Source organism: Christiangramia sp. LLG6405-1 (assembly GCF_045055805.1).
Lineage (GTDB): Bacteria > Bacteroidota > Bacteroidia > Flavobacteriales > Flavobacteriaceae > Christiangramia.
Genome location: NZ_CP159330.1, coordinates 358,429 through 379,967, shown reverse-complemented (window position 1 = coordinate 379,967; position 21,539 = coordinate 358,429). Strand labels below are relative to the sequence as shown.

Here is a 21,539-nt window from a genome sequence, read left to right as displayed (position 1 = left end):
CGTCGTTAAAAATTAAAGTTTAAATTTAGTTTATAGTATCATTCTTAGTTTCGCGTGCTTTCAACAAAGAGTCCCTTTTACGTTCTCTCTCAGCTAAAATTCTTGCACGTCTTTCTTCAAATTCTTGTTGTCTCGCAGCCTTTAAGGAATCCCGTTCCTTTTTTCTGGCTTCGATCAATGCTTCACGTTCAGTCTGGCGTTCCTTTACCAGTTCTTCCCGTTCGGTAACTTCAGCATCCTGTTCTACCGTTCTGTTTTCTTCGCGTTCAAATTCTTCTACTTCATCCCGGCCTTCTAATTGCTCACGATTGGCGGTACGTTTAATTGTTCTTAATACCGTTTCGCTTACATCATATTGCTTGTCTGCATAGATCATTCCAACTTCTGAAGTGCGGTCGAAAATAAAATCAAAATTTCTGTTTTCTGCAATTTGCTGAACTGCGATGAAAACCTGATCCTGAATTGGTCGTACCAATTGTTTCTTCTGAATCATGTAATCACCATTGGGCCCGAATCGCTTTTGCTGATATTCCAGTACCTGTTGTTCCATGTAAGAAATTTCAGATTCACGCTCTTCGATAAGTTCTCTTGTTAAAAGAGCTTTTTCATTATCCAGTTTGGATCGCATGGCTTCAACAGCGCGCATTTTAGTGTCGGCTTCCGCTTTCCATTCCTGAACACGGCTTTCCAGTTGCTTTGAAGCTTCCTGGTATTCCGGAACATTTTCAAGAATATATTCCATATCAATGTATCCTAATCTAATTGTCTTTTGAGCCGTCGCTGTACTTAGACCAATCACGAGAAATACTAATATGAAGTTTATTCTTTTTTTCATTCAGATCGAATATAGAAAATATCGTGCCAATTTAAAATTGTTGTCCTATGATAAAGTGTGTTTCCCAACCATTAGGTCCTGGCTGACCACCTACGATCTCGTCGAAACCATATCCAAAGTCAATTCCAAGTAATCCAAACGTTGGCATAAATACTCTTAGTCCAACACCAGCAGATCTGTTCAACTGGAATGGGTTGTAATCTCTGAAGTTGTCGTAAGTCGCACCTGCTTCAAGGAACGATAATGCGTAGATAGAAGCAGCTGGTTTTAATGTGATAGGGAATCTAAGTTCAAGTGAAAATTTGTTGTAAATCACCGCTCCGTCATCTCTGTCATTTACTCCTCTATCAATAGGCACTACAGACTGGTTTGGATAACCTCTTAACTGTATGGTCTCTCTACCATCTAAACTGAATGCTCCAAGACCATCACCACCTAAATAGTAACGCTCGAATGGAGGAATACCTCTTTCGCTGTTGTAAGCTCCAAGGAATCCAAATTCAGCATGTGTACGTAGAACAAGATCACTACTTGGACCAAAGTTGGCTAAAGTTTCATACCAGCTTCCTGCCAGTTTAATTTTGTAAAATTCCAGCCAGTTATATTTTTTCTGATCAACTTTCTCCTGGTCTGCAACAGAATTTTCTGAAGTTACTCTGTTTCCATTGTTATCGATCAGGTTACCATTATCATCTCTTAACTGGTATTCCGGATCATTCTCCAGGTTTCCGTAGTCTACACCATTCCATAATGAATAAGGAGGAGTGAACTTCGCACTGAAATCAAATTTAGAACCCTGAGTTGGGAAGATTGGGTTAAAAGCTGTGTTGTCTCTTACAATTCCCAGTTGGTAATAAAGGTTATTCGAGTGACCATCACCAAAGGTAAACAGTCCTGTGTTATAGTTGTTAAGATCGTATCTCTGGAAACCAACTACATTTGAAATTGTAGCGTACTGGTCTGGTTCTCTAAGTCTTTTCCCAAGACCTATGCTCACTCCAAGAATGTCAAAACTTCTTGTTTTATCTGCTTCTCTTTCAACATAATCGAATAGAAACTGTCTTGTGTAGCTAAAAGATGTAGATAAACTAACCGGTTCTTCACCACCTAACCACGGCTCTCTGAAAGATAAGCTATAAGTCTGGTAGAAAGTACTGGCCTGTGCTCTAAGAGATAAGGTTTGACCATCTCCCATTGGAATTGGATCATAAGCATCCTTGTCGAATAATCCTTGTATACTAAAGTTATTGAAGGATAGTCCCAGAGTACCAATGAATCCACCACCACCGTAACCACCCTGTAGTTCGATCTGGCTGGCTCCTGACTCTACCACCTGGTATTCCAGGCTTAAAGTTCCTTCTCGCGGATCTGGATCCACAAATTCAGGATTTAATTGTTCTGCATCAAAGAATCCAAGTGCACCTAATTCACGAATGGTAGAGACCACGGCCTGCTGACTGTATTTCTGTCCCGGCTTTGTTCTCATCTCACGGTAAATCACATGATCTTTGGTCTTGTTATTTCCAGTTACTCTTATCTCATCAAAAAAGGCCTCTTTCCCTTCAAGAATTCTTACTTCAAAATCGATCGTATCATTGTAAACATTCGTTTCTACAAGATCGATATTAGAGAAAAGATATCCGTTGTTCTGGTAAATATTGGCGATCGATGTTTTATTAGGTTCTCTACTCTGGATTCTTTCATCGATAAGTACACCATTATAAATATCTCCTTTTTCAACACCAAGAGCTTTCCCTAACTGCTCATCTGTATAAGCAGCGTTTCCTAGATAATCGATATTCCCAACGTAATAACGATTACCTTCTTCAATGTCCAGTTTCAGGCTAATGGTTTCCTTATCATTCTTAATAAGAGTATCTGAAACTATACGGGCATCACGAAAACCTTCTTCCTTGTATTTGTTGATTAGCGCAGTTTTATCTTCCTGGTAATCTGCACGAACAAACTTGGAACGCTTCCAGAACCTGATAATGTTCTTTTGCTTGGTGTTCTTCAAGTTCCTCTTCAGCTTCGCGTCTGATAGCTGTTCGTTCCCATTAAAGTCGATGCTTTTGATCTTAACGCGATCTCCTTTGTTCACGTTTACCAACATATTTACTTTATTCGCTCCGGTAGTATCATCAACAGGCTTTGTTTGTATGTAAACATCTGTATTGAAGTAGCCTTCCTTCTTATATTTATTCTGAATATAATTTCTGGTTGTAGTGATAAGGTTTTCAGTAACCTTGGTGCCAGGCTTAAGACTATTTTCATCTATAAGATCGTCACGGTCACTCTTCTTCTTCAAACCAGTAAACGTAGTTTGATTTAAAACAGGAACTTCCTTAATCTCCAGTTCAAGATCTGCTACGTTACCTTCAACATTGGTGATATAGAAATTGATATCACTAAACAGATCTAGAGACCAGAGTTTATTGATAACATTTCTAAGCTTCTCACCTGGAATATAAAGCTCCTGGCCAGATTTAAGGCCGGTGTAGGTAAGAACTGTTTTTTCGTTGTAGGTGGTGGTTCCGGTAACTTTTATTTCTCCAATGGTGTATTTCTTAGAATCTCCCAGTGGAAGGTCCTGTGCTTTGGCAGCTATACTGAAAATGAAAAAAAATGCGAAAAGTGTAAAAATCTTCTTTGTCATGGATGCACTAACTGAGTTGCTCACTTGTTTTTCCAAATCGTCGTTCTCTGTTTTGATAGTTGTATATGGCTTCAAAAAGGTCTTCCCTTCTGTAATCTGGCCATAAGATTTTCGTAAAATACAATTCCGCATAAGCAATCTGCCATAAAAGGAAATTACTAATGCGTTGTTCGCCGCTGGTCCTGATCAATAGATCAACATCTGGCAAATTTTGGGTGTAAAGATGCTCATTTATAACTGATTCATCAATAGCATCAATAGATAATTCCCGGTTACTTATCTTCTCTGCGATTTGTTTGAAACAGCTGGTAATTTCTTCCCTGCTCCCGTAGCTTAACGCCAAAGTGAGGGTCATTCTTGTGTTGGATGAAGTTTTTTCTATAACATCCAGTAATTCTTTCTTCGCTTTCTTCGGAAGATTGGAAATATTTCCAATGCAATGAAGGCGAATATCGTTGTCCTGAAGTGTCTTGATCTCTTTCTTAAGCGATGAAACCAGGAGTTTCATAAGAGTATCGACCTCAAGTTTTGGCCTGTTCCAGTTTTCCGTAGAAAATGCATAGAGGGTAAGGTTTTTCACGCCAATCTCAGCGCAACCTTCTACTGTATCTCTAACAGCTTTAGTTCCTTCTTTGTGACCTGAAGCTCTAAGAAAACCTTTCTGTTTCGCCCATCGTCCATTACCATCCATAATAATGGCAACGTGCGCAGGTAATTTGTCAAGGTTTAAATTGTCTTTATAGTTCATCTAAAAGCAGTAACATGGCTTACGCCCAAATGTAAATGTGAATGACAATCCAGTAAAAACATACCAGTCGTTCGTATTTCTATTCCCGAATTCCAGTTGAGGCTCTCTTCGGTCTAAATATTCTTCCGGCCAGCTTCCATCCAGGTTATCTGTTAAAGTATAGCGAGCTCCAATTTCCAAAGCGCCAATAATATGCTCGGTGATAGCCTCTTTGTAACCAAAAACCATCGGAATAGCGAACTCCCAATTGGTACCTTCATTGGATAGATTCCCGGCTCTCCCATCTTTCAAATAGACATGATCTGCCTTGAAATAGGTGATTCCGGTATATATATAAGGTGTTTTTTGTGGTAAAGGCTCAGACAGGTCAAAGTCCCAGAAATTAAATTCCAGTCCAAGGGAAGCTTCAGCAATCGTATTATCGAAAGAATAACCACGCTGTTGTCTCCTGGTGTCATTAGACTCCGTATCATCTGCTGAAATTTTCGCATATAATAAAGATAGTCTCCATGCGTGTCGCGGACTAACGTTCCACTTCGCCATAAAACCTCCAACGGGAGTATTGGGGAGGATAAAAGTAGTTTTTCCAACGTCTCCTATAAAATTGGCACCACCCGCAAAAACCCCAACTTCATATTTTTGAGAGTAGGAATTTCCGGTAAAAAAAGCCATTATGATAAATGCGATCAGGTACCTCATAGGTTTTCAAAAGTTTGCAAATATAACAATTCTACTTGCCCTGCAATAATTTGAGCAGATTTGTACATACGTATAAACAACAAATGATTTTTTTTATTGCTTAATTCCGTTTGTCTTCGCCCCATAATAGCTTTTTTCGTAGCGTATTAAGGAAACTGTCTTCAGTTAATTCCACGAAATTTATGCAGTAGGGTGCTTTTGAAATAATTATTTCGGTATCATTTTCCAGAGTGGCAATTCGGGAATCCATGGATACAAGATGCGTTTTTTCCCGACCAGATACCTTTAATTTGATCTTAGTGCCATCTCTAATTACCAGTGGACGCGCATTCAAATTGTGTGGTGCAATCGGGGTGATCACCAGGGAGTCGGCGTCTGGTGTTATTACAGGGCCACCACAGCTCAAAGAATATCCGGTAGAGCCTGTTGGCGTGGCGATAATAAGGCCATCTGCCCAGTAAGAAGTAAGAAACTGATCATTTAACCAGGTGTCCACAGTGATCATGGAAGTAGTATTCCTTCTACTTACTGCGATTTCGTTCAAAGCGATCTGTGAGAAAACCGGATCCTGATCTTTAGTATTCGTTTCGATGGTAAGCACAGACCGTGGTGAAAGCGTAAATTTCTTTTCCAGGATCTCGTTCAAAGTGCTTTCAATTTGTTCTTTCTGAATTGTAGCCAAAAATCCGAGTCTTCCAGTGTTGATTCCTACAATGGGGATATTCAGGTTTCTTATATAATTGATGGATTTGAGGATAGTTCCATCTCCACCAATAGAAAAGAACAGGTCAAAGGAATTATCCAGTTCTTCAAACGCGCTAAACTGGCGGTATTCCTTCTGAATGGAATTGTGATCATGGATCATCTGAAGGAAATCTTCTTCGATCAAAACTTCCACATTCTTCTCGTCAAGCAAATTCAGTAATTGTCCAATGTAATGACCCGCATTCTCATGGTAGAACTGGCCGTAAATACCTATTTTCATAAACTTATATATTCAGGTATTTATCAAGATATTTTGATCTATCCTTTAAATTTTTATTGAAAGTGTCTTCCTGATGTTCAGAAATAATAATATACCCATATCTTCTAAACGACTGAATGATTTCGGTCATTCCCGAAGGTGATATTTTAAGGGTTATCTGGGCCATGTCATTCTCTATCTTTGAAACAAAGGTTCCCAGTAAATGCGCATTATTGGATTCTACGATCTGGCTAACTTCTCCAAGCGTGTAGTCTTTGAATGCTTTTTCCACCACAATAATGTTTCCCGGCTCATGTAGAAAAGGTGTTTCCTTGAATAAAGAGATCATTTCATTTAATTCTACATATCCTATATAAATATTCTCATCATTCAGAACTGGTAATATATTCGAATTGTTCTGGGCAAAGGCTTCCAGGCTGTCCAGCCAGTAATTACTTTCCCTGGCAAAAAATCCTTCGAGCGCATAACGATAATCACCAAGAGTCTTATCATTATCAAAACAACGTACATCATTTTCTGAAATGCAACCAATATAAATACCATTCTCCGCAACGGGAAGATGGGTATAAGTAAGTTGATTAAATAATCTGTGTACTTCTCCAATCTTTTCTGAAAGGCTCAAGATCTCCACATCATTTAGAATGTATTCCTGCAAACTCATATACTCAATTCCTTTTCTGCAAATTAATCAAAATAATATTCAATGAAGCAGGCTGCACTTTGTATTTTTGTTAATAAAACCAAGGGAAAATGACGAAATTAAGTGTAAATATCAACAAGATCGCTACCTTAAGAAATGCACGGGGAGGGGATGTTCCTAATGTGCTGGAGGCCGCAAAAAATATTGAAAAGTTTGGAGCAGAAGGGATCACGGTTCATCCAAGACCAGATGAACGTCATATTCGTTATGCAGATGCAAGGGAATTGAAACCGGTGCTTACTACCGAATTTAATATAGAAGGGAAACCTATTCAGCAGTTTGTGGATCTTGTGCTGGATGTGAAACCTGCTCAGGTGACCCTGGTACCAGATGCTGAAGATGCGATAACTTCCAATGCGGGTTGGGATACCATTAAGCACCGTGATTATTTGCGTGAAGTAATTTCAGAATTTAAAAGTCATGGGATTCGTACTTCGATCTTCGTGGATCCAGAGCTAAAGATCATTGAAGGTGCTGCTGAAACTGGTACAGATCGCATCGAGCTTTATACGGAGCAGTTCGCGGTAGATTATGCTAAAGGAATGGAGAATGCTGCAAAATCCTATGCTGCCTGTTCTCAGCTGGCTTATGAGCTGAAACTTGGAGTGAATGCAGGGCATGATCTTTCTCTTGATAATATTGGATACTTCAGTAATAATGTGCCACATCTGGATGAGGTTTCAATTGGTCATGCATTGATTTCCGAAGCTTTATATATGGGGCTTGAAAAAACTATTCAGAAATATTTGAAATTATTGAAATAATATGGAGTTACATTCGATCATACTGGGAGAGGGAAAACCACTAATAATATTGCATGGTTTCTTAGGAATGTCTGACAACTGGAAAACCCTGGGTAAGAAATTTGCCGAAGATGGTTTCCAGGTTCATTTAATTGATCAGAGAAATCACGGAAAATCTCCGCATAGTGACGAGTTTTCGTATAGTTCTATGGCGCAGGATATAGTGGAATACTGTAAGCAGCACGATCTTAAAGATATATTTCTAATGGGTCATTCTATGGGTGGTAAGACGGCAATGCTTACGGCTTGTGAAAATGAGGAGCTCGTAAAGAAATTGATCATTGTAGATATTGCGCCTAAATATTATGCGCCACATCATCAACAAATTTTGAAAGGCTTGACGGCTCTGGATAACGCGAAGCTAAACTCTCGTGGTGATGCTGAAGAATTTCTGGGGGATTATATTAAAGAGCCTGGCGTAAAGTTATTTCTTCTGAAGAATCTTTACTGGAAAACCAAAGAGAAGCTTTCATTACGAATGAATCTGGATGTTTTGAAAGAGAAAATTAATAACCTGGGAGAAGCTTTGTATTCAGGAGCTACATACAATGGTTCGGTTTTGTTTATTGATGGAGAGAAGTCTGATTATATCACAGAGGCAGATCATAAGCTCATTAAAGAACATTTTCCAGAGGCTGAAGTAGCTACGATTTCAAAAGCAGGTCATTGGGTACATGCTGAGAATATGAAGGATTTTTACGTTAGAGTGTCAGAATTTCTTTAATTCTGGATGATTTTATTATGTATGCATAATAAATTTAAATGTATTGTTGCATAATATCTAATTTATGCTATTTTTGGCAAGAGCATTTTAAGATATATTAAATATAATCCTACTTAAATTATGAAAAGACTATTTTTACTTAGCCTGTTTATGTTGGCGGCGGCTACAACCTATGCCGGAGGTTACAGGGTAAGTCTACAGGGTCAGCGTGGTCTCGCTATGGGACACACCGGAGTTGCAGTTGTTAATAATGCAGAACTTGCGTTCTTCAACCCTGCCGGACTGGTATTCCTTGAGAACAAGATCAATGCATCTGTTGGTGTAAGTGCCGTATTCTCTGATGTAGTATGGCAAAATGATGAATTTGGGCAGATGGCCAGAACAGATAGCCCTGTGGGAACTCCGTTCTATGCTTACTTCTCTTATAAATTGAACGAGAAATTAAGTCTTGGACTTGCAGCGTATACTCCTTATGGTAGTACTGTAGAGTGGGAAAAAGACTGGCCGGGATCTCACCTGGTAAATGATATTGAACTGGCTGCTATTTATGTGCAGGCGTTAGCTTCTTACAAGATCACCGATAACCTTGCAGTAGGTGGTGGTCCAATCTATGTTAGTGGTTCGGTTAATTTTAATAGAAACCTTAATAGAACTCTTAGTGACCTGGAAGGAAATCGTTCCAATGTTACTATAGATGCTTCTAATGTTAGTGCCTTTGGATGGTCTGCAGGTGTAATGTGGAGTCCGGTGGATAGTCTTAGAGTCGGAGTAAACTACCGTTCAGAAATTCTAGTAGAAGCTGAGGATGGAGATGCAGATTTCGAGAATGTTCCTAATTCTCCTCTTGCACCGTTCAGCGATACTCAATTTGACGCAACATTGCCACTTCCGGCAGAATTAAGTGTTGGAGTTTCTTACCAGTTAAACGAACAGTGGTTATTCGCATTCGATTACAACCGTACTTTCTGGGGAGTTTACGAATCTCTAGATCTTGATTTCGCTAATCCAAATATTCCAGATTCTGTAAACCCAAGAGAGTATGAAGATTCTTCTAATTACAGGTTTGGTTTACAGTACACTGCCAACGAAACATTTACTTTGAGAGCTGGTTACTATTTCGATGGTTCCCCGGTTCAGGAAGGATTCTTTGCTCCTGAAACTCCAAGAAATGATTCCAACAACTTTACCGGAGGATTGTCTGTAAACATTACAGATAACGTAGCGATTGATGCTGCATTCCTTTACAGTAGATTTAAGGAGATCGACGCTTCTTATGATTCATATACTGAAAATGGACAAAGTGTTCCTTTCGAAGGAACTTATAAGTCAAGTGCATTTGTACCAGGTCTTGGTGTAACTATTAAAATTTAATTAGAAAGATGAAGAACTATTTTAAATATATGGCAATTCTGGCGCTGGGAATCGTTTCTTGTGAACCAGAACTAGAAAATTCTATTGAAGACGGAGATTTTTATACAAGCGGTGAGGCAGATTTCTCAAACTATGTGGCCCTTGGAAATTCATTAACTGCAGGATACGCTGATGGCGCGCTTTATTTAAGCGGTCAGCAAAATTCTTTTCCAAGTATTCTTGCTGAAAAGTTTAGTGCTGTACAGGAGACTGGAGAATTTATTCAGCCACTTGTAAATGATAATGCTGGTGGATTGCTTTTAGGAGGAAACCAGATCACGCAAAATAGATTTGTACTTGCAGTAGGAGCCAATGGGCCTTCACCTGCAAGATATACCGGAGCTCAGCCTACTACCGAGGTTAGTAATAAATTTGCTGGACCTGTTAACAATATGGGTGTTCCCGGAGCTAAATCCTATCACCTTGGTGCTCCAAACTACGGTAGCGTAGCGGGAGTAACTGCAGGTACTGCAAACCCATACTTTGCAAGATTTTCAAGTTCTGAAAGTGCTACGGTTCTTCAGGATGCCTTAGCTCAGGATCCTACATTTTTCACGCTATGGATCGGAAATAACGATGTACTTGGTTATGCAACCTCAGGAGGTGTTGGAGAATACCAGGAAACTGAAACTAACCCAGCACTTTATGGTGAAGGAGATATCACAAATCCTGTGATCTTTAATGCAGTATATGGTCAATTAGCAAGTTCTTTAGCTGAAACGGCAGATGGTGTATTAATTAATATTCCAGATGTAACTTCAGTTCCTTTTTTTACAACTGTACCTAATAATGCGCTGGCGTTAGATGCTGCAACAGCAACACAATTGACTCAGTATTTCCAGGCAGTATCTGGAGTTCTAACTCAGGTGTTGATTGGTCAGGGTGTTCCTGCTGCTCAGGCTCAGGCTTTGGCAGGTCAATATGCGATCACTTTCAACGAAGGTCCTAACAGATTTTTGATCGATACTCCTGTAACCCAAACAAATCCTCTAGGATTTCGTCAAATGACTCAGGAAGAATTGTTAGTCTTAACGATCGATCAGGGTGCATTGGCAAGTGGTTATGGATCTGTACAGTTTACTCAGTCTGTAGGTGAAGTAATTGCTATTCTTCAAGCTGGTGGTATGCCAACTGAAGCTCAGGTGAACACTTTGTTTGGTGCTGTAAGCGGTATAGATGATAAAGATGTGCTGGATAATGATGAGCTTGCAAACATTAAGGATGCAACTACGAAATTCAACAATTCAATTCAGACGTATGCAGATCAATTTGGTCTTGGATATGTAGATGCAAACGCTTTACTAACTCAATTGGATAATGGTGGAATTACGTTCGATGGTGGAAGTGTAAATTCTGATTTTGTAACAGGAGGAGCTTTTTCACTGGATGGAGTTCACTTAACTCCTAGAGGTTATGCGATCATTGCAAACGCGATTATCGATGAGATCAATACAACTTACGGTTCTAACGTGCCTAAAGCAAATGTTGGTTCTTACGGAACTGTAACTCTAAGTCAGGACGTTCAGTAATATTAAAATTGACATAAATATTGAAGAGACCGGGTTTTGCCCGGTCTTTTTTTTGCAATTTTACCAGCAAATCAATCAATAATAGCATGAAATTATTACTAAGACTTTTACTTACAGCAGTGGCTGTGGTTATATTAGCCAAGATTTTACCTGGTGTTTCTGTAGATAGTTACTGGACTGCTATCATCGTTGCAGTAGTCCTTTCACTACTTAACTTTATTGTAAAACCTATCTTGGTACTTTTTACTTTACCTGTTACCATATTAACCCTCGGGTTATTTCTTCTAATCATCAACGCGATCATTATTTTTATGGCAGATGGTTTTATTGATGGATTTGGAGTAAGTGGATGGTTTATGGCGATAATTTTCAGTTTATTGCTTTCCCTGTTTCAGTCGGTACTCTTTTCTATTCTGAAATCAGATTAGATTTAACTGAATTTCAACAAATTGAAAGTTTGCAGACTTTAAGAAAAAGCGTAATTTTGCACTCCAATTTTTATATTAGATCAAAATGAATATTACCAGAGAGAATATTGATGAATTAAACGCGGTAGTAAAAGTTGATATCGCTAAAGAAGATTACGCCGGTAAAGTAGATAAGATTTTAAAAGATTACCGAAAGAATGCCAATATTCCCGGTTTTAGAAAAGGTCATGTACCAATGGGAATGGTTAAAAAACAATATGGACAGGCTGTTTTGGTTGATGAAGTGAATAAGCTTCTTCAGGATAGCCTTAATAAATACCTAACCGAAGAGAAATTGGATGTCCTTGGAAATCCACTTCCGAAGGAACAGGAAAATTTTGACTGGGATCGTGAGAACTATTCTTTTGAATTCGAACTTGGACTTGCTCCAGAATTTAATGTAGATCTTGATCTTAAGGATCCGGTAAGAAAATATAATATCGTTGCCGACGAGAAGATGGTGAACGATCAGGTTGAAAGCATCCAGAAGCAATATGGTAAGCTGAAGACTAAAGATGAAGTAGAAGAAGGAGATACCGTTGCGGGAACTTTCAAGAATGAAGAAGAAGGTATTGAGAACGATACCACTATCGAACTTGCTGCTATCAAAGGAAAGAGAAATCTTGGCAAATTTGTTGGAGCGAAGGTTGGAGATACTCTTACATTGAAGACAAAGAATCTTTTCGAAGATGAGCATGCTTTGGTGAATCACCTAAGCATCGATCAAGAAAAAGCAAACGATCTTGATGTTGAAGTAGAATTCACTATTTCTGAGATCAACGAAAGAGAACTTGCAGATCTTGACCAGGAATTATTCGACAAACTTTTCGGTAAGGATAAGGTAACTTCTCTGACTGAATTGAAGGATAAGATCAAAGAGGATGCAGCAAAGCAATTTGAGCAGCAGAGCGATCAGCAATTGATGAATGATATTACTGAAAAGCTTATCGAAAATACTAATTTCGAGCTACCTAAAGATTTTCTTCAGAAATGGATACAGACAGTTGGTGAGAAACCACTAACAGATGAGGAAGCTGCTGAAGAATATGAAAAAAGCGAGAAAGGTCTTCGTTATCAGTTGATCGAAGGTAAAGTGGTGAACGATAACGATCTTAGTGTGGATTTCAATGATCTTAAGGCATTTGCTTCAGAAAAGATCAAGGAACAAATGGCTCAATTTGGTCAAATGGATCCTTCAGAAAAAGAACTTGATGATATCGCTGCAAGAATTCTTTCTAACCAGGATGAGGTTAAGAGACTTTCAGAGCAGTTAATGAACGAGAAACTTCTCAAATTTTATAAGGAAAATATGAAATTTGATGAAAAAGAAGTGACTTACGAGGAATTTGTGAAAGCAATCTATAAGTAAGCCTTTTTAGGATATATTAATTATCTTTAAGGCGTTAACTCAACCCGAGTAACGCCTTTTTTGGTTTTATTCGGGAAATTGTTTAAGATTAGAAAAATTCAAAAAAATTGATGGACTACGGAAAGGAATTTCAAAAATATGCTGTTTCAGATCATAACATCAACAGCAATTATTACGATAAGATAGTGAGCAGCATGCTTCCTACAGGGATGACTCCTAACATCATTGAAGAGCGACAGATGAATGCCGTAGCAATGGATGTTTTTTCCAGATTGATGATGGATAGAATTATCTTTTTAGGAACAGGAATTAATGAACAGGTAGCGAATATCGTACAGGCTCAACTTCTATTCTTAGAAAGTACAGATGCTTCTAAAGATATCCAGATATATATCAACTCACCAGGAGGTAGTGTTTATGCTGGTTTAGGTATTTATGATACTATGCAGTTCATAAAACCTGATGTAGCGACTATCTGTACGGGAATGGCCGCTAGTATGGGAGCTGTGCTATTATGTGCAGGTCAGGCTGGTAAGAGAAGTGGTTTGCCGCATAGCCGTGTGATGATTCACCAGCCAATGGGTGGTGCTCAGGGACAGGCGAGTGACATCGAGATCACTGCCAGAGAGATCGTAACTTTGAAAGAAGAATTATATAAGATCATTGCGAAACATTCAGGACAAACCTACGAGAAGATCCATGAGGATAGTGATCGTGATTATTGGATGAAGGCTGAAAGAGCCAAGGAATACGGAATGATTGACGAAGTACTTAAAAGAGAAGCATAATTGTGCGGGACTTCAAAGGAAGTCAAAATCTGAAAAATTAAATAATGGCGAAAGAAGATTTAGAATGTTCCTTTTGTGGTAGAAAAAAACCTGAGACCAATTTATTGATCGCAGGCCTTGACGCTCACATCTGCGATAGATGTATCGAGCAGGCTCATGGCATTGTGATCGAGGAGTCGAAACAGGGAGAAGCGAAAGAACTTTCTTCAGATCTTATGCTTAGTAAGCCTAAGAAAATCAAATCCTTTCTGGATGAGTATATCATAGGGCAGGAGGAGACGAAGAAGGTGATGTCTGTTGCGGTTTATAACCACTACAAAAGATTATTGCAACCTGAGAAGAATGATGATGTAGAAATTCAGAAAAGTAATATAGTGATGGTGGGGGAAACCGGTACCGGTAAGACCCTTATGGCCAGAACTATTGCGAAAATGCTGAATGTGCCACTAGCCATCGTAGATGCTACGGTACTTACTGAAGCAGGATACGTAGGTGAAGATGTTGAAGGTATACTTACCAGGCTTTTGCAGGCAGCCGATTATAATACCGAAAAGGCTCAGCGTGGGATCGTATTTATTGATGAGATCGATAAGATTGCCCGTAAGAGCGATAATCCTTCCATTACCAGAGATGTTTCCGGGGAAGGGGTTCAACAGGCGTTATTGAAATTGCTGGAGGGAACTACGGTTAATGTACCGCCTAAAGGTGGTCGTAAGCATCCAGATCAAAAATTCATCGAGGTAGATACAGAGAATATTCTCTTTATCGCGGGAGGTGCTTTTGATGGGATCGACAAGATTATAAGCAAGCGTTTAAACATGCAGGCTGTTGGTTTTAGTGCTTCAAAAAGTGAAGACAAGATCGAGCGTACGAATCTATTGAAGTATATTATCCCTAAGGATCTAAAGGAATTTGGTTTAATACCGGAGATCATTGGTAGATTACCAGCGCTTACTTATATGAATCCACTGGATCGCGAAACACTTAGAGCAATTCTTACAGAACCTAAGAACGCGATCATCAAGCAGTATAAGAAACTCTTCGAGATGGATGATATCGAATTTGATATCACTTCAGATGCTCTGGATTATATTGTAAACAAAGCAATAGAATATAAGCTGGGAGCACGGGGATTAAGATCCTTATGTGAAGCTATATTGACCGATGCTATGTTCGAGATGCCAGAAAGTGATCAGGATCATTTTACGGTAACCAGAGAATATGCTGAAGATAAATTGAACAAATCAACTATGAGTAAGCTTAAAGCTGTTTCATAGAATGATAATTATATAGAAAAATACCGCCCATTCGGGCGGTATTTTTATTGTTTGATATTTAAGCTGAACTTTGTAAGTAAGCCTGGTAGCGCTTCTATATCTATTTTGACCTGTTTTATAGAGTTGACCTCAGGATCGAGGCTAAGATTGCTTGTACTTAAAAGATCTGCCTTCTCGAGCTCTGTACGTTCGAATATGGCATTTGCAAAATCTGATCCTTTGAAATTAGCATTTTTCAGAATCGCTTCAGTAAAATCTACATTTTTAAAGCTACAGTTCTGCGCCTGAAAACCTGGTAATCTGACTTTATAAAAACTGGAATGATCGAAAATGCAATCCTGTGCTATGAAATTAAACCCAAACATTTCGCATTGATCGAAGGATAGACCCATCAGTTTACAGGTGGTAAAGGTACAGTCCTGAAAGGATGTTTTAAAAAGCCTGTAATTACTTAGATCGAATTGATCAAAGTTGCATTCAATAAAGCGAACACTGGAAAGATCGCCATCGGGAAAGCTACAGTTTATAAACTGGCACTGTTCAAATTCGGAATCCAGTAGATCTGTTTTCTGAAATGTGGTGTGTTCGAAAGTTTGCTCGAAAAATACTCTATTTTCCATAATACGATTTTACCAGCTTCCACCAGCTCCACCGCCACCAAATCCACCACCGCCGAAGCCGCCACCAAAGCCGCCACCGCCGCCAAAACCTCCACCGGAGCCACCTCCAAAACCGCCTCCACCACCAAAGCTGCCTCTTCCAAGACTACTTAAAATGATAGCGTCCCACAGGATGCTTCCGCCGTTTCTACGTCCGCCATTACGACCACCGCCACGTTTATTGAACATAGAGATAATTACGATCACGAACAACACAAGGAAGACGATCGCTCTAACTGGGATGCCTCCACTATTATTGTTGGTTTGTGGAACACCTTCGTAGCTGCCAGCGAGAACCTGAAACATAGCATTGGTTCCTTTATCAAGACCAGCATATATATTATTATTTCGAAATTCTGGCAGGATAATTTGTTCTACTATCTCTTTAGACTTTGCATCGGTCATATACCCTTCAACGCCATAGCCCGTGGTGATCCAGATCTTTCGGTCTTTCTCAGCCACCAGAACAAGAAGTCCATTGTCTTCATCCTTGGTTCCAATACCCCACTCATGTGCCCAATCTGCCGCATACGTACCTATATATTCTCCCTGCAGGCTTTCAATCGTAGCGACTACTATTTGGGTGCTTGTAGTATCGGCATAATTGATAAGCTTTTGCTCCAGGGCTTTTTCTTCAGAAGCATTTAGCATATCTGCTTCATCAAAGACACTGGTTTCAACTGCTGGCTTTGGGGGTATTTCCCTTTGGGCCTGGAGATTGAAGGTGCAAATTAGGACGAGTAAAAGTAGTAGTTGTTTGATAAGTCTAGCCTTTTGAAATTTGATCTGAAAGTTCGTTGGTGTCCATTTCATCCCACGGGAAGTGCTTTTGAAGTTCCTCACCAGCCTTTAGTACTCCGTCGACAAGGCCTTTGGTGAAATCGCCCTTTTTAAATTGAGCAACGATCATATCCTTAGTGCTTTCCCAGAAGTTATCTGGTACCACATCGTTTATCCCTTTATCGCCATAGATCACAAAATTTCGATCTTCAACAGCAACATATATAAGAACACCATTAGCCTGCTTCGTGTTGTCCATTTTCAGGGCATGAAAAACTTCCATGGCCCGATCGAAAATATCAAGTTCACCAGCACTTGGTTCGATATGAACACGAATTTCTCCGCTGGTTTTTCTTTCTGCCGTTCTAATAGCATCAACGATCTTCTCTTCCTCCTGTTTGCTTAAAAAAGCTTCTACTTCCTTATTCATAGGTCTAAAAATCGAATTCTACGTCTGGTGCATTCTCAGCTCCGGCATCTGCCTGGAAGCGCTCCATTTTATCAAAACCGAACATGCCTGCAAATAGTGTATTCGGGAAGGTTCTTATGTAAGTATTAAAGTCGGTTACCGCAGCATTGTAACGGTCTCTCGCAACATTGATCCGGTTCTCTGTTCCTTCCAGTTGTGATTGTAGCTGTAAGAAGTTTTGGTTAGCCTTTAGTTCAGGATACCTTTCAACGGTTACCAGTAATCTTGATAATGCTGAAGTAACTCCTTGTTGAGCCTGCTGGAATTGTTCAATTTGCGCAGCGCTAAGATTTTCAGCATCTACATTTACTGAAGTAGCTTTGGATCTCGCCTCGATAACTTCCTTCAAAGTTCCTCTTTCAAAATCTGCCGCTCCTTCTACAGTTTTAACCAGATTACCAATAAGATCATTTCTTCTCTGGTAACTGCTTTCAACGTTAGACCAGGCTAGTTTAGCATTTTCTTCTTTGGTAACAGCCGTGTTATTGAATCCGGCAGTTACTTGCCATACTACTATTACAAGGACTACTATGATTGCTATTGGAAGCCACTTTTTCATGTTATAATTGGTTTTTTAGGTTAACTAGTTCAGCTTTTATTGTTTCTAATTTTCGAATAATATCGAAGTTACTTAGGGTTTTATTCTTTTCTTCCTTAAGATGGATTTTAGCACCTTCCAAAGTAAAGCCTCTCTCTTTTACCAGGTGATAAATCAGCTCAAGATTTTTAATGTCTTCAGGGGTAAATTTACGATTTCCCTTGGCATTTTTCTTCGGTTTAATGGCATCAAATTCTTTTTCCCAGAATCTAATTAAAGACGTATTGACGTTGAATGCCTTGGCAACCTCACCAATACCATAATAACGTTTTTCAGGTAGTTCGATATGCATTAATCCAGGGATTGGTTTTCACGCTGAGCTCTTTCCAGAACTTCGCCAAATTCTTCAGGAGATAAGTTTCCGTAGTAAAAGTTTATAGGATTAATCCTGTCTTCATCTTTAAAGATCTCGTAATGTAAATGTGGCGCTTCAGATCTTCCGGTGCTTCCAACAAATCCAATAACATCACCTCTTTTCACGGTTTGTCCCCGGCGAACGTTGTATTTATATAAATGGGCATAAAGACTGGTATAACCGTAGCCATGATCTATTCTTATATGGTTTCCGTAGCCGGTAGATCTGCTGTCTGCTCTTACGATCTTTCCATCGCCAGTAGCATAAACAGGAGTTCCTCTTGGAGCGGTAAAGTCCATGCCGTAATGGAATTTTCTAACTTTGGTGAATGGGTCATTTCTCCAGCCGTAACCTGAAGCGATCCTGCTTAGATCCTGGTTCTTGACCGGTTGAATAGCTGGAATTGCTTCCAGTAATTCACCTTTTTCCCTGGCAAGATCAGCGATCTCATCCAGAGATTTGGATTGCACCACAAGTCTTTTGGTAAGGATATCCATCCTTTTAGTGGTTTCGGTAATAAGTTTACTGTTGTCAAATCCTTCCAGATCCTTGTACCTGTTAATACCACCAAAACCTGCCTTACGCTGTTCTTCGGGAATTGGATTCGCTTCAAAGTAAAGTCTGTAGATATTGTTATCTCGATCTTCAATATTAGCCATCACATCCTGGATCTGGTCCATCTTTTTATTCAGTAGACCATATTGCAACTGCATGTTGTGTAATTCACGCTTTAATGCTTTTTCCTTCGGAGTTTCAATTTGAGGAATATTGAGATAAATGACGAGTAAAATAAAGCCGGCCAGAAATGATCCGGTAATACTTAGAAGTGCGATACCTAGTCTTTTCCCTTTTTTCTTCTCAATTTTCTGATAAGAAAGGGTCTCGCTATCGTAATAATATTTAACCTTCGACATGAGTTAAAATTATGCTATTTTTGCCATTCGAAAACGGCTCGAATACCGTGTTATATCGTACGGTAAACGAACAAATATATGAATTGTTTTGCCGTCTTCATAATTTAATGAAATTTGCAACAAATTAGCCAAATGAAGTCACAGGAGATACGCCAGCAATTTCTGGAATTTTTCAAATCAAAAGCTCATAGTATTGTTCCCTCTGCGCCAATGGTGATCAAGGACGATCCTACACTTATGTTCACCAATGCAGGAATGAACCAGTTCAAAGAATTTTTTCTGGGAAATTCAGAACCTAAGAACAGCAGGCTTACCGATACTCAAAAATGTCTTAGGGTTAGTGGAAAGCATAATGATCTGGAGGAAGTGGGACATGATACCTATCATCATACCATGTTCGAGATGCTGGGTAACTGGAGTTTTGGCGACTACTTTAAAAAGGAGGCGATCAACTGGGCATGGGAACTGCTTACAGAAGTTTATAAGATCGATCCGGAAATGCTATATGTTTCAGTTTTTGAAGGTAGTGAGGATGCAGATCAACTTGGTCTGGATATTGAAGCACTGGAACTTTGGAAAAAGATAGTCCCGGAGGAGCGTATCATCTTCGGAAATAAAAAAGATAATTTCTGGGAAATGGGAGACCAGGGGCCTTGTGGTCCTTGTTCTGAAATTCATATTGATATAAGATCTGAAGAAGAGAAAGCTAAAACTGCGGGTAGAGATCTTGTGAACATGGATCATCCTCAAGTAGTAGAGATCTGGAACCTGGTTTTTATGCAATATAATCGTAAAGCCAATGGCTCTCTGGAGGATCTTCCAGCCAGGCATATCGATACCGGGATGGGCTTCGAACGTTTGTGTATGGTCTTGCAGGATAAGAAATCCAATTATGATACAGATGTTTTCACTCCGCTACTTAGTGAGATTGAAAAGATCACTAAATCTACTTATGGTCCTTCGGAAGAAAAAAATATTGCGATGCGTGTGATTGCAGATCACGTAAGAGCAGTATCATTTTCCATTGCAGACGGGCAATTACCTAGCAACACTGGAGCAGGTTACGTGATAAGAAGAATCCTGAGAAGAGCGATTCGTTATGGCTTTACATTTCTTGATACCAAAGAGGCTTTTATCTATAAACTGGTGCCGGTATTGAGTAAGCAGATGGGTACTACTTTTCCTGAAATGACATCTCAGCAAACTCTTATCGAAAATGTGATTAGAGAAGAAGAGCAATCCTTTTTAAGAACTCTTGATCAGGGATTGGTGCTTCTGGAGAATCTAATGCAGAATTCGGAGTCCAAAACAATTCCCGGAGAAAAGGCATTTGAGTTGTATGATACCTTTGGATTCCCAATCGATCTCACCGGACTTATATTACGTGAGAATGGCTATGAGCTGGATGAAAAAGCTTTTGAAGTAGAACTAAAAAAGCAGAAAGATAGATCAAGGGCAGCTACACAGGTGAGTGCAGGAGACTGGACCGAGATCAAAGCGGTAAATGAGCAAGCCTTTATAGGTTATGATGAGCTCGAATCAAACGCATATATATCGAGATATCGAAAAGTAGACTCTAAGAAAAAGGGAGAAATGTACCAGCTTGTACTGGATCAAACTCCTTTCTATCCGGAAGGTGGAGGACAGGTTGGAGACAACGGAGTGTTGATGACCGCAGACGGTGAAGCGATCAAGGTCGTGGACACTAAGAAGGAAAATAATTTGATCATTCACTTCACTAAGAAATTACCTGCCAATCCAGAAGCGGAGATCAAAGCTATTGTAAATAACAGAGAGCGCGCAAATACTGCAGGTAATCATACGGCAACTCACTTGTTGCATCAGGCGCTTAGAAGTATTCTGGGTACTCATGTAGAACAAAAAGGTTCTATGGTGAATGGCGGATACTTAAGATTCGATTTTTCACATTTTAGTAAGCTTAATCCACAGGAGATCGAAAAGGTTGAAAATTTCGTGAATGCTCGTATTCGTGAGAACTTGAAATTAGAAGAGCAGCGTAATACCAGTTATGAGTCTGCCCTTGAGCAGGGAGCTATTGCATTATTCGGAGAAAAATATGGTGATTCCGTAAGAGCCATCAAATTTGGTGATTCTATGGAACTTTGTGGTGGAACGCATGTTTCGAATACTTCAGATATATGGTATTTTAAAATTACCGGGGAAGCCGCTGTAGCTTCAGGAATTCGTAGAATCGAGGCAATTACCGGGGAGGCTGCCATGCAGTATTTTCAGGAACAGGCATCTACGCTGAGCGAGATCAAAAATGGTTTGAAGAATTCCAATGATCCTGTGAAAGCGATCCAGAATCTTCAGGAGGAAAATAATGATCTTAAGAAACAGGTGGAGAGTCTTTTAAGGGATAAAGCGAAAGCACTTAAAACCGAATTAAGATCTGAGGTTGATAATATTAATGGTGTCAACTTTTTAGCAAAAAAGGTAGATCTGGACGCAAATGGAATTAAGGATCTGGCATACCAGCTAGGCGAGGAGTTCGATAACCTTTATATACTATTTGGAACAGAGCAAAATGGCAAAGCACTTCTGTCCTGTTATATTTCTAAAGGGCTTGTAGAAAAATCCGATCTAAATGCCGGGCAGATCGTTCGCGAATTAGGCAAGTATATTCAGGGAGGTGGAGGAGGCCAGGCCTTCTTTGCGACCGCCGGAGGTAAAAAACCAGAAGGTATAGACGAAGCTCTTCAACATGCAAAAGACTACTTAAATAAATAGTAAGAATCCCGACCTCTCGTCGG

General features: G+C 39.5%; 21 protein-coding genes. 9 read left to right on the top strand and 12 right to left on the bottom strand.

The features are described 5' to 3' along the window. Nucleotides 1-25: 25 nt before the first annotated feature. The 6 genes from ABVM50_RS01765 to ABVM50_RS01740 all read right to left on the bottom strand — a co-directional run bounded on the left by ABVM50_RS01765 (nt 26) and on the right by ABVM50_RS01740 (nt 6,584). Nucleotides 26-835 (bottom strand): OmpH family outer membrane protein, encoded by an 810-nt coding sequence (locus ABVM50_RS01765; protein ID WP_405199698.1) that lies wholly within the window; start codon nt 833-835, stop codon nt 26-28. A gap of 31 nt (nt 836-866) precedes the next feature. After that, nucleotides 867-3,491: an outer membrane protein assembly factor gene (locus ABVM50_RS01760; RefSeq protein WP_405199697.1), complete on the bottom strand. Its 2,625-nt coding sequence runs from the start codon at nt 3,489-3,491 to the stop codon at nt 867-869. A 7-nt stretch (nt 3,492-3,498) separates the two neighbouring features. Continuing rightward, nucleotides 3,499-4,239, bottom strand: coding sequence for an isoprenyl transferase (locus ABVM50_RS01755; RefSeq protein WP_141878733.1), 741 nt, complete (start codon nt 4,237-4,239; stop codon nt 3,499-3,501). Further along, nucleotides 4,240-4,938 (bottom strand): DUF6089 family protein, encoded by a 699-nt coding sequence (locus ABVM50_RS01750; protein ID WP_141878732.1) that lies wholly within the window; start codon nt 4,936-4,938, stop codon nt 4,240-4,242. 100 nt (nt 4,939-5,038) lie between these two features. Further along, nucleotides 5,039-5,923: an NAD kinase gene (locus ABVM50_RS01745; RefSeq protein ID WP_141878731.1), complete on the bottom strand. Its 885-nt coding sequence runs from the start codon at nt 5,921-5,923 to the stop codon at nt 5,039-5,041. A 4-nt stretch (nt 5,924-5,927) separates the two neighbouring features. After that, nucleotides 5,928-6,584, bottom strand: coding sequence for a CBS domain-containing protein (locus tag ABVM50_RS01740; RefSeq protein WP_405199696.1), 657 nt, complete (start codon nt 6,582-6,584; stop codon nt 5,928-5,930). A gap of 89 nt (nt 6,585-6,673) precedes the next feature. Here ABVM50_RS01740 and ABVM50_RS01735 point away from each other — a divergent pair, with 89 nt between their 5' ends. The 8 genes from ABVM50_RS01735 to clpX all read left to right on the top strand — a co-directional run bounded on the left by ABVM50_RS01735 (nt 6,674) and on the right by clpX (nt 14,990). Then, nucleotides 6,674-7,387 (top strand): pyridoxine 5'-phosphate synthase, encoded by a 714-nt coding sequence (locus ABVM50_RS01735; RefSeq protein WP_405199695.1) that lies wholly within the window; start codon nt 6,674-6,676, stop codon nt 7,385-7,387. Between the two features lies 1 nt (nt 7,388). Beyond that, nucleotides 7,389-8,150 (top strand): alpha/beta fold hydrolase, encoded by a 762-nt coding sequence (locus ABVM50_RS01730; RefSeq protein WP_405199694.1) that lies wholly within the window; start codon nt 7,389-7,391, stop codon nt 8,148-8,150. Nucleotides 8,151-8,270: 120 nt separating this feature from the next. Beyond that, nucleotides 8,271-9,521, top strand: coding sequence for an outer membrane protein transport protein (locus ABVM50_RS01725; protein ID WP_322301087.1), 1,251 nt, complete (start codon nt 8,271-8,273; stop codon nt 9,519-9,521). An 8-nt stretch (nt 9,522-9,529) separates the two neighbouring features. Continuing rightward, entirely contained in the window at nt 9,530-11,089 is a 1,560-nt protein-coding gene (locus ABVM50_RS01720) for a G-D-S-L family lipolytic protein (RefSeq protein WP_405199693.1), read from the top strand. 86 nt (nt 11,090-11,175) lie between these two features. Further along, nucleotides 11,176-11,517 (top strand): phage holin family protein, encoded by a 342-nt coding sequence (locus ABVM50_RS01715; protein ID WP_141878725.1) that lies wholly within the window; start codon nt 11,176-11,178, stop codon nt 11,515-11,517. Between the two features lie 85 nt (nt 11,518-11,602). After that, nucleotides 11,603-12,925, top strand: a complete 1,323-nt coding sequence (tig, locus tag ABVM50_RS01710) for a trigger factor (RefSeq protein WP_405199692.1) — start codon at nt 11,603-11,605, stop codon at nt 12,923-12,925. 110 nt (nt 12,926-13,035) lie between these two features. Continuing rightward, a complete protein-coding gene (gene clpP, locus ABVM50_RS01705) occupies nt 13,036-13,713 on the top strand; it encodes an ATP-dependent Clp endopeptidase proteolytic subunit ClpP (protein ID WP_141878723.1) in 678 nt (225 codons plus the stop codon). 44 nt (nt 13,714-13,757) lie between these two features. Further along, complete coding sequence (gene clpX / locus ABVM50_RS01700) at nt 13,758-14,990, top strand: ATP-dependent Clp protease ATP-binding subunit ClpX (RefSeq protein WP_141878722.1); 1,233 nt, start codon at nt 13,758-13,760, stop codon at nt 14,988-14,990. Nucleotides 14,991-15,034: 44 nt separating this feature from the next. Here clpX and ABVM50_RS01695 read toward each other — a convergent pair whose 3' ends face one another. Genes ABVM50_RS01695 through ABVM50_RS01670 form a run of 6 tightly spaced genes read right to left on the bottom strand, consistent with a single transcriptional unit; the run spans nt 15,035 to nt 18,765 of the window. Then, on the bottom strand, nt 15,035-15,610 hold the full coding sequence (locus ABVM50_RS01695) for a pentapeptide repeat-containing protein (RefSeq protein WP_405199691.1): 576 nt from the start codon (nt 15,608-15,610) through the stop codon (nt 15,035-15,037). A 9-nt stretch (nt 15,611-15,619) separates the two neighbouring features. Continuing rightward, nucleotides 15,620-16,462, bottom strand: a complete 843-nt coding sequence (locus ABVM50_RS01690) for a TPM domain-containing protein (protein WP_405199690.1) — start codon at nt 16,460-16,462, stop codon at nt 15,620-15,622. Then, the gene (locus ABVM50_RS01685; RefSeq protein ID WP_405199689.1) at nt 16,416-16,859 is read right to left on the bottom strand and encodes a TPM domain-containing protein; all 444 of its coding nucleotides are present in this window, start codon (nt 16,857-16,859) and stop codon (nt 16,416-16,418) included. The genes ABVM50_RS01690 and ABVM50_RS01685 overlap by 47 nt, the downstream gene beginning before the upstream one ends. A gap of 4 nt (nt 16,860-16,863) precedes the next feature. After that, a complete protein-coding gene (locus ABVM50_RS01680; RefSeq protein WP_405199688.1) occupies nt 16,864-17,457 on the bottom strand; it encodes a LemA family protein in 594 nt (197 codons plus the stop codon). A gap of 1 nt (nt 17,458) precedes the next feature. Continuing rightward, a complete protein-coding gene (locus ABVM50_RS01675; RefSeq protein WP_026914189.1) occupies nt 17,459-17,788 on the bottom strand; it encodes a MerR family transcriptional regulator in 330 nt (109 codons plus the stop codon). Next, nucleotides 17,788-18,765 (bottom strand): M23 family metallopeptidase, encoded by a 978-nt coding sequence (locus tag ABVM50_RS01670; RefSeq protein WP_299154552.1) that lies wholly within the window; start codon nt 18,763-18,765, stop codon nt 17,788-17,790. Before ABVM50_RS01670 ends, ABVM50_RS01675 begins: the two co-directional genes overlap by 1 nt. A gap of 132 nt (nt 18,766-18,897) precedes the next feature. On the opposite strand from ABVM50_RS01670, the gene alaS reads away from it, so the two are divergent. Then, nucleotides 18,898-21,516: an alanine--tRNA ligase gene (gene alaS, locus ABVM50_RS01665; RefSeq protein ID WP_405199687.1), complete on the top strand. Its 2,619-nt coding sequence runs from the start codon at nt 18,898-18,900 to the stop codon at nt 21,514-21,516. The last annotated feature ends 23 nt before the right edge of the window (nt 21,517-21,539 follow it).